The sequence below is a fragment of the Collinsella sp. AF14-35 genome, from assembly GCF_003464565.1.
Taxonomy (GTDB): Bacteria; Actinomycetota; Coriobacteriia; order Coriobacteriales; family Coriobacteriaceae; genus Collinsella.
Map to the genome: position 1 here is coordinate 18895 of NZ_QRZD01000027.1, position 9636 is coordinate 28530.

At 61.5% G+C, this 9636-nt stretch carries 7 protein-coding genes; 2 read left to right on the forward strand and 5 right to left on the reverse strand.

The genetic code is table 11. From position 1 onward, the window contains the following. Window positions 1-299 precede the first annotated feature (299 nt). The 4 genes from DWW12_RS08350 to purH form a co-directional block, all read right to left on the reverse strand. Window positions 300-1343 carry a sensor histidine kinase gene (locus DWW12_RS08350; protein ID WP_117564916.1) on the reverse strand — a complete coding sequence of 348 codons (1044 nt, stop codon included), beginning with the start codon at window positions 1341-1343 and terminating at the stop codon, window positions 300-302. A gap of 9 nt (window positions 1344-1352) precedes the next feature. Further along, the gene (locus tag DWW12_RS08355) at window positions 1353-2024 is read right to left on the reverse strand and encodes a response regulator transcription factor (protein ID WP_117564915.1); all 672 of its coding nucleotides are present in this window, start codon (window positions 2022-2024) and stop codon (window positions 1353-1355) included. 179 nt (window positions 2025-2203) lie between these two features. Continuing rightward, window positions 2204-2935, reverse strand: coding sequence for a hypothetical protein (locus DWW12_RS08360; RefSeq protein ID WP_117759752.1), 732 nt, complete (start codon window positions 2933-2935; stop codon window positions 2204-2206). A 223-nt stretch (window positions 2936-3158) separates the two neighbouring features. Beyond that, on the reverse strand, window positions 3159-4766 hold the full coding sequence (purH, locus tag DWW12_RS08365) for a bifunctional phosphoribosylaminoimidazolecarboxamide formyltransferase/IMP cyclohydrolase (RefSeq protein WP_117766417.1): 1608 nt from the start codon (window positions 4764-4766) through the stop codon (window positions 3159-3161). Between the two features lie 277 nt (window positions 4767-5043). On the opposite strand from purH, the gene DWW12_RS08370 reads away from it, so the two are divergent. Next, window positions 5044-5685, forward strand: a complete 642-nt coding sequence (locus tag DWW12_RS08370) for a GNAT family N-acetyltransferase (RefSeq protein WP_117640393.1) — start codon at window positions 5044-5046, stop codon at window positions 5683-5685. 452 nt (window positions 5686-6137) lie between these two features. On the opposite strand, the gene DWW12_RS09885 is transcribed toward DWW12_RS08370, so the two are convergent. After that, complete coding sequence (locus DWW12_RS09885) at window positions 6138-8084, reverse strand: DUF2207 domain-containing protein (RefSeq protein ID WP_158564434.1); 1947 nt, start codon at window positions 8082-8084, stop codon at window positions 6138-6140. A 395-nt stretch (window positions 8085-8479) separates the two neighbouring features. Here DWW12_RS09885 and gluQRS point away from each other — a divergent pair, with 395 nt between their 5' ends. Continuing rightward, complete coding sequence (gene gluQRS, locus DWW12_RS08380) at window positions 8480-9598, forward strand: tRNA glutamyl-Q(34) synthetase GluQRS (protein ID WP_255413268.1); 1119 nt, start codon at window positions 8480-8482, stop codon at window positions 9596-9598. Window positions 9599-9636: the final 38 nt, after the last annotated feature.

Below are 9636 nucleotides of genomic sequence, written 5' to 3' on the forward strand. Positions count from 1 at the left end.
GGCCGCGGGGCCTGCGGGGTTTCCACGGGCACGTCCTCGCCGCGTTGCGGCTGCGGGATGTGCCCTTAGGAAACCCCTCCCGGCCCCGCGGCCTTCGCAGCCTTACTTCAGCGAGTTGGCTGATAAAAGATGGCGTGCCGCCCCGTTTGGGGTGGCACGTTTTGTTTGGGCTGCACGTTTTTGTTTTGGGAGATCCATTTGAGCCTCATAGTTATGTTCACGTTCGGGAACATAACGCCAGTTGCCTTAGCTAAGTTCACGTTCGGGAACATAGCCGTCCGCAGCGCAAGACGGCCCGGCTACTCAAAGTATTGGAACTTGTTCGTCGAGAAGGCGAACGTTACGACAAAGCCTTCGCCGGAGTCGGATGCCGCCGTGACGTCGATGCCCATCTTGGAGCATAGGCGCGCCACCAGGTAGAGGCCGATGCCCGTTGCGCGCTTGGTGGTGCGGCCGTTGTCGCCGGTAAAGCCCTTCTCGAACACGCGTGGCAGGTCTGCCGCACACACGCCGCAGCCGTTGTCCGCAACGGTGAGCTCGATGCGCTCGCTCGCCAGGCCCTCGTCCAGTAACGCGCCCGAAAACACGATCTTCGCGCCGTCCTCGCGCGCATATTTAATGCTGTTCTGAATGAGCTGGCCCAGGATAAACTCGAGCCATTTTTCGTCGGTAAAGACCTCGAAGTCGAGGTTCTCGCACACCGGAGCCACGTGCGCCGCAATGAGCTCGCGCGCGTTGGCCTTAATCGCACCCGTCACCAAGGTCTTAAGGTCCCAGCGGCGAATCAGGTAGTCGCGCTCCACGACTTCCGAGCGCGCGTAGTACAGCGCCTGGTCGATATAGCGTTCCACGCGAGCCAACTCGCGACCCAGGTCATCGACACGTGTTGGGTCATCTGCGCCGCCGTCGAGGTTTTCCAGAATCAGGTGAGCCGCCGCCAGGGGCAGCTTGGCCTCGTGGACCCAGCTCTCGATATAGTCGCGATAGTCTTCGGTCTGACGCCGGCCCTCGGCAACCTCGTCGCAGGCGGCTTTGCCCACCCGGCACAGGACCTCGTACTCGAGCTCGCCCTCGGCATAGGTTGGGCATTGCACCATCTCCTGCACCCATGCGGGACTCTCGAGCTCCTCTGCCGCGCGCTCCAACTGACGCAGAAAACGGCGACGGCGAGCGTACTCGATCACGATGCCGAGCATACCGAAGATAAAGGACACGCCAACCGCCACGACCACGATAGAAACGGGTGCGCCGGCGACCGTCAGCACAAAGCAGCTCAGCAGCACGCCGCACGTCCACACGGCGACGGGAAGCAGTGCATCTTTAAAGAACTTGCCAAACGACATAGCCGGCCCCTAGACCGAATAGCCTTGGCCGCGATGCGTCGTCAAATACCCCTTGATGCCGATTTTTTCGAGCGTGGTGCGCAGGCGGTTGATGTTGACGGTGAGCGTATTGTCGTCCACGAAGGCGTCGGAGTCCCACAGGTCCTGCATGATGGCCGAGCGCGAGACGATCTTGCCCGCGCGGCTCAGGAGCAGCGAGAGAATGCGCAGCTCATTTTTGGTGAGCTCGGTGCTGTCGCCGGTCGCCGTGTTGGTGACCATAGAGCGGGCGAGGTCGAGCTCCAGCCCCTTGTGGACGAGCGTGCTGCGCTCGCCTGACGCCGCGGTGCGACGCAGCAGTGCGTTGATGCGCGCCACGAGCACGCGCGCGCTATAGGGCTTGGGAACAAAGTCGTCCGCGCCGAGCGTCATGGCCATGACCTCGTCGATCTCGGTCGTGCGCGAGGTGAGGACGATGATGGGGACCTCGGATTCGCGGCGAACCTCGTGGCAGATATGCTGGCCGTCCTTGACGGGAAGCGTGAGGTCGAGCAGCACCAGGTCGGGCGCGGCGGCGAGAATATCGCGCGAGACATGCTCGAACGATTCGCAGGCCTCGATTTCAAACCCGGCGCGGGCAAGGATGTCGACAAGCTCACGACGAATGGGCTCGTCGTCCTCAACGATATAGATTAGCGCCATGGATTCCGCTCCCCTCTTGGTTGTCTTGCCACCATTATGGCTGCGAAACTGCAGGTGCGCGCCACGCACGTCGCCAAGGTGACAGAACTGTTCGCGAGCGGGGGCGTTTTGTCCGCCTCGCACTCGCAGCGGTGGCGGGAACCAAAATGATTCTTTAATCCCCGTCCCAGAATAATCATTTAGCGGCGGGCGCGAAGCTTTTCGTAGCCGTCGGCAAAGAAGGCGACCGTCGCGGCATCAGACTCGGCGGCGTCGGCGTCGGTGGCAGGCACCACGCCGTGCTCGTCGCTTACCAGGAACAAGGCGCCCTTGAGCTGTGCGGGAATGTCTACGCGCGTGACCGGGATGCCCTTGGTCTGGGCCAGCTGCTCTATGAGCGTCGCCGTGCCACACAGGCACTCGTCCGCCGGCGCCACAAAGGCCAGCTCGCCGTTGTTGACGGCAGCGAGCAGCTCGGGCGCCACGCCGGTTTCGTCGGCCTCGGAGCGGGCCTCGGCGGAGCGGGCACGCAGCGCCTTGGCCGAAGTATCGGCCAGCGGCTCGTACTCACCCACCGTCATGGCGGCATTGCCGTTAACGTCGATCACCAGCATGAGCACGCCGTCGTGCGCGGTGTAATCGCCCTCGGCAAGCGACCACTCAACGTGCTGCTTGGCCCAGCTGAGCATGTTATGGGTAAGCGGCTCGCCCTGCACCAAGCGCTCGGACAGCGCGCGAATGTGACGGTTGAGCATGGGCACCTTTTTGTTGGACATGCGCCAACGGCAGATAAGCGCGGGCTTGTCGAGCGTAAACTTCTCGACCGCCTCCTGATTGGCGCAAAAGTCCTCGTACGCACGCTGGTCCTCGGCATTGCCAAACAGCTCTGCATCATCAATCTGGGGCATGGTCATACCTTTCGTGTTAGTCATTCCGTCCTCTTATACCAAAAAGACGGCCCTCCAAACGGAGCAGCCGTCTTTTGCAGAGATTATTATGACGATATGGTCAGGCGACCGAACAGTTTAATGGGATAGAGAAACATCCCATTAAGGGTTTTCCAAGTGCCCGAGATTGCCCCGAAAGAGGAGCGCCGCGTACTAAATGTACGCAAGCGACGGTTTGAGGGGCAAGGTCGGGTGCTTGGGAAAGCCTCTAGTGCCTAAAATGCCTGGCTCCGGTGAAGACCATCGCAATACCATGCTCGTTGCAGGCCTGGATGCTCTCGTCATCGCGCTTGGAGCCGCCGGGCTGGATGATGCAGGTCACGCCGTGTGCGGCAAGCACGTCGACGTTGTCGCGGAACGGGAAGAACGCGTCGCTTGCGCAGGCAAAGCCGCCCTTCTCCACGCCCTCGCGCTCGCAGAAGTCCTCGGCGCGCTCGCAGGCAAGCAGCGCAGAGTCAACGCGGTTGGGCTGACCGGGGCCCATGCCAATGCCGGCCTTGCCCTTGGAGACCAGGATGGCGTTGGACTTGACGCCCTTGCAGACCTTCCAGGCAAACTCGAGCTCGGCCATCTCGGCATCGGTGGGCTTGCGGTCGGTGGGGAACGTAAAGGTCGCGGGGTCCTCGGTCACGTGGTCGACCTCCTGCACCAGCATGCCGCCGTCGATGGAGCGCAGTTCCACCTGGGCGCCGTGGTCCACGCCGCCGGTAGCCAGCACGCGCAGGTTGGGGCGCTTGGCCATGCGCTCGAGCGCCTCGGCAGTGTAGCTCGGGGCGATGATGACCTCGACAAACTGCTTGTTCTGATCGGCAAAATGCTCAACCAGCTCAAAGGGAACCTCGCGGTTGCAGGCGATGATGCCGCCGAAGGCGCTCTTGGGATCGCAGGCGAAGGCGCGGTCGTAAGCGGACGTAATGTCCTCGGCAACGGCGGAGCCGCAGGGGTTCTGGTGCTTGAGGATCACGCAGGCAGGCTCGTCGAACTCGCGGACCAGGTTCCAAGCGGCATCGGCATCCAGATAGTTATTGTAGCTGAGCGGCTTGCCCTGGATCTGCTCGGAGCCCACGAGCGGAAACTGCGAGCTCGCGGTGTTCTCGCAACCCTCGGCAAAGCGGTAGACCGTAGCCTTCTGCTGAGGATTCTCGCCATAGCGCAGGTCGTCGACCTTCTCCAGCGAAATCTCGAGCTTGGCAGAGGTATCCGCCACGTCACTTGCCTGGGCGGCAAGCCAACGGGAGATAGCCGTGTCGTAGGCGGCGGTGGTCTGGTAGACCTTCACCTGCAGGCGACGACGGGTGGAAAGCGTGGTGCAACCGCCGGTCTCGTGCATCTCGGCCAGGACGGCGTCGTAGTCGGCCGGATCGGAGATGACGGTAACGCTCGTGGCGTTCTTGGCAGCAGAGCGCAGCATGGAGGGACCGCCGATGTCGATGTGCTCGATGGCATCCGCGAAGGTGACCTCGGGGTTGGCAACGGTCTTCTCGAACTCGTACAGGTTGACGACGACCAGGTCGATCAGCTTAATGCCGTGCTGAGCGGCCTCCTGCATGTGCTGCTCGGAATCGCGGCGGGCCAGCAGCGCGCCGTGAACCTTGGGGTGCAGGGTCTTAACGCGGCCGTCCATCATCTCGGGATAGCCCGTGAACTCCTCGATGGGGGTTACGGGAACGCCCGCGTCCTCGATGGCACGAGCCGTGCCGCCCGTAGAGATGATCTCGACGCCAAAGTCATCGACCAGCGTCCGTGCGAAATCGACGACGCCCGTCTTATCGGTAACCGAGATCAACGCGCGTGCGATCTTCACATCAGATCCCATGCAGTCCTCCTGTCTGGTACGCCGCCGTGCTCTGTGAGTCGGTGATACGTCGATCTGCAGCGCTCGCGCAGCGGCATTGAAAATACTGATTTAATGTAGCGCATCGAGCGCGTCGATGCACCCCGCAACGGTCGCATGTGCAGAAAAAGCTTGCGAGCGGAGGGCATGGGCGCAGCACCGGGCGCGGTGAGTTCATGGAACACAGGGGCACCATAATTAGATGCCAATGGCGTGGTAGAACTGTGCTCGATATGCATCCGCAAAAGAAAGAGGCACTATGGTCTCGCGGGTTCTCTACCGACCGTTTGACACCGAAGACTTCGACGCCATCGCGCTGATTCTGCAGCAGCTTTGGCATAACAATTCGGATAACGATGAGTACAACCGCCTTGAGGCCGCGTGCGACCTTGCCTACTGCCTTTCGTCGTCGACGTTTTCGCAGGTTGCGGTGATTGACGGTCAAGCGCGTGGCATTTCGCTCGCGCGTGCGGGACAGAGCTCCGGCGCCACCGTTAAGGAACATTGGATGGATACCGAACGCGCGCTGCTATCGCAGATGCGTGAGCTGGAGCCCGATGCCTGCGCCGAGTATCTCTCGTTTGTACGCGCAACCATCCGAACCAACAACCGTCTGCTCGAGAGCAGCCCGTTGCCGCACGACAACGAAGTCACGCTGCTCGCCGTCGATCCCGATGTCCACGGCCTGGGCGTTGGCTCGGTTTTGCTCGATGCCGCGGTCTCGTACCTGTCCTCGCGCGGGGCGACAAGGGCACACTTGTACACCGACTCTAACTGCTCGTGGAAGTTCTACGAGCTGCACGGCTTTAAGCGCACGGCCACGCACCGCGCCAACCGCGAAGAGCGTCGTCACGACATGCCGCGTGAAAGCTTTCTCTACGAACTCGACCTAACAGCCTAGCCCAAGCAGCCACACCTAGTCATTTAAGAACGTCCCCAATGACTGATCCCCAACAACTAGTCATTTAAGTCTGTCCCTAATGAGTGGCCTAGGGGGTTTGTAGATAGCCGTGGTCAAAATACATCAAATATGAGTACTGTTACCTTTTTAGTAGCAGCGATTCGGGGCATTTTTGATGCTTATAGGCATGACGACCAGCTGCACGAGCTGACGTAACTCCCCAAATGTTCAATAAAATGAGCTCCTAACGAGAAGTACTCTCATTAGGAGCCCATTATTATGTGCAAACATATGTGACCAACGCAGCAACAGTACTCATATTTGGCATTTTTTGTCCACTGCCCCTTGCGCGAAGGTCCTCAGCGGAAAGTTTGACCCGTTTCGATGCACAAAAATGGGATGAATCTTCCCTGGCAACCGCCCAGAAAGATCCACCCCAAAGCAAGCGCTCGCTAGAACGTTCCGCCGCCGCCTCCGCCGACGCCGCCACCGCCGCCACCGGAAAAGCCGCCACCGCTGCCGCCGCTCGAGCTATCGGAACTCGAAGCCAGCTCGCGGATGGTCTCGTGATACACATCGTTGAACGAATCGAGCGGAGACTCGTTGCCGTAGTGATGGTAATACCACCAGTAGCAGGGGTAGTTGTCGTAGAAATCGTCGCTGTTGCGCAAATCCGCAGGCACGGCCTCGGCCAGCTGTCGCAGCACTTCTTTCGAAACGCCCAGGGCAACGCCCATCACCAGCAGCTTGTTCCAAAAGATCAGGTCGCTGGGGACGGCCTCCTTCAGGCGCGTAAAGTCCTCGAGCCAATGCTTGAGCGCCTTGCAGCGAGCCGCCACCTCGGCGCCCTCCGGCGTGTAGCGACGGAAGGTGCAGCTCAGGACAAAGCCCACGATCGTGACGGGGATCGAGATCATAGCGGCGCCGACATTGGCATCCGCAAAGTCGGTATAGATCAGAGAGCCCAGAATGCCAAAGACGATGATGATGCCGAGAACCAAGCCGGCAACCAGGGCGATGGTGCCATCCGATGCGATAAACTCGCGCGCCTCCAGCTTGCCCTTAACCGTGCTCTGATAGTCCTCGAGCTTGTCGCCAACAGATGTGGTGCGCTCGCTAGCGTACTCCTCCAGCTCGCTAAACGTGCGCGAACGGACTCCGTCCTTATCGGGCTTAACGCCGGCGAAGAAGACCTTGAGCACATCGCGATCGATGCCGTCCTTCTTGGCAGCCTTCCAGGCCTCGTCGGTCACTGTGATGCGATACGTCTGCTCCTCTTTTTCGCGACGGAGCAGACCCTTCTTCTTGGTCTCGGTCGCTTCTTCCAGCTTGATCACGCGGTCGTCGGTAAGCTTCATAAGCGTGGCGATATATGCCTGATCGGGCACCTCGTTCCAGCTCATGAGGGCCGAAAGCACGGCGGGATGGTCGGCCGAAGGCACATCGCGGAAATATTCGTCCTGGAAAAGCGGCTTGGGCTTGCGGCGGCGCAGCTTGAGCACAACGATTGTGCCGGTAAAGGCCACCGCCGCGACAACACTTAGCACGGCAAGCGCATTGGCAATCATGCGAGCGTGAGCGCGGCGAGCGTTGGCCTCGTCGGCCCATTCCTTCTCTTCGCTCAGAATCGTCGACATGCGCTTTTCGCCCGAGACGGCAAGCTGCGGCACCCAGTCGCTGGGGAAGGCGATGCGTGCCTCGGCGAATTCGCCCTCATGCACGCAGGGAATGGTATAGGTGACCATGGGCTCGTCCGCATCGAGCGACACGTCGCCCGTCAGCGGGCCGTGGCCCCATGCGCGGAAGTTATCGCCCTTGACGGCAGCCGTCCCGGCAGCGGCATTTGCAAAGTAGACTTCCATCTCGACGTCATCGGAGTCCGCAGACCAGCCGTCACCCACGAACTTCCAGTAGAGCTCGGCGGTATCGGCCCAGTTCATAACCGCACCGGTCATGGTGTAGCTCACGTAGTAGATTGCGCTGTCGCCGCTCTCGTGAGGGCTGAACACCTTAATCTTTACGCCGTCGTCGGACTGTTCCACCGTGTAAACGCCGTCGTCGCCTTTATTTGCGCTGTCGACCTTGTTAAACGCAGTGTCGTCTTCCTCGACGCTCAGCACATTGACGACCACCGAGCCGCCTTGCTGGTTAGAGCCTGTATTGATATCCCAATACACGCCGTTAATGTCATCGTCGAAATCGAACTGGCGTCCCTCGACAACGGTCAGCGAGCCATCGGCCTCAACCGTGGCACCGATATAGGTTTGGCTCATGGAGTAGCCGTCGGCGTGCGCGACGGCAGGCAGCAGCAACAACGCAAGCGCGACGAGTGCGCAGACGGAAGCGAACCGCGCAAACAGGCGGCGCTGCCGACAGGGCTGGGCAACGGGGGCGTTCATAGGCACATCCTTTGTCTGTGGTACCAGTAGCGTCATTGTCCCACGTTTGCGAGTTCATGTGACGAACATCTAGGTCAGCGGAGCGTCAAAACGGGACAAAAGTCACGCCCGCCGCCGGCACCTGGGGACGTTCCTTATCTGCCGGCAATCTGGGACACTCCTTGGCATAGCCCGCTCCGGCAATAGATACCACTTCATAGCTCCATCACAGGTGTAGCGGCTTTGTGTGGGCGCGGCATGCGCTGATTGAGCCGCCAGTTGAGGGGCATAAAGCAGTTGAGCGAAAACGGTTTGCCCCTTTGCCGTCCGCTTGAGGATCATGTCCCCCTTTTCCGCGGAAACCCCGGCAGTTGCGAAGAGCTGCCGGGGTTTCCGTCGTTTGAGGGCTAGATTGATTGACGACGATTAAGGCGCCGAGCCGGTGGTCCGGCACGCGCAACGTGTGGCCTCAGCAACTTGCAGGCCACGGCAGCGTCTCCCCCACCACGCCCCGCGCTATACTCGTCCGCATGGACATCAACGCACGCAACATAGCAACAACCGCCGCCGACGCGCCAACGACGCCGGCCGCTCCCGCGCCCGTCGTGGGGCGCTTCGCCCCGTCGCCCTCGGGCCGTATGCACCTGGGCAACGTGTTCAGCTGCCTGTGCGCATGGCTTTCGGCCCGCAGCCAGGGCGGCAGCATCGTGTTACGCATTGAGGACCTGGACGATCGCTGCAAGCGCCCGGAACTTGCCGCCCAATTGATTGACGACCTGGCCTGGCTGGGGCTGGAGTGGGACGAAGGCCCCTACTACCAGCACGACCGCCTAGACCTGTACGAGAGCGCCTTGCGCCGGCTGAAAGACGCCGGCCTCACCTATCCCTGCTTTTGCACACGCGCCGAGCTCCACGCCGCGAGTGCACCGCACGCGAGCGACGGCACGCCCATCTACCGTGGCGCCTGCCGAAGTCTTTCGGCCGAGGAGGTGGCCCGCCGCAGCGCCCTGCGCGCCCCGGCCACACGTCTGCGCGTGCCCACCGTCGACGACCTCGCAGACGACGTGATCGAATTTGTGGATCGCACGTACGGCGCCCAATGCGAAGCACTCGCCACCGAGTGCGGCGACTTTTTGGTGCGCCGCAGCGACGGCGTGTTTGCCTATCAGCTAGCCGTGGTGGTCGACGACGCTGCCATGGGCGTCACCGAGGTCGTGCGCGGATGCGACCTGCTGGGGTCCACGCCGCGCCAGATCTATCTGCAGCACCTGTTGGGACTGCCCACGCCGCACTACGCACATATTCCGCTGCTCATGGCACCGGACGGCCGCCGCCTTTCCAAACGAGACCGCGATCTGGACCTGGGCGAACTCCGCGCCCGCTTTGGCACGCCCGAAGCGCTGCTGGGCTGGCTCGCCGGGCAAACGGGCATCGCGCCGGACACCACGCCGCGCTCTGCCGAGCGGCTGGTCGAGCACTTTAGCTGGGACGTCATCCGCGCGCACCGCGAGAACATCACCGTAATGGCCGAGTAGTCAAACGCCCTGCCCCCTTCACTACCCCCCCCCCCCCC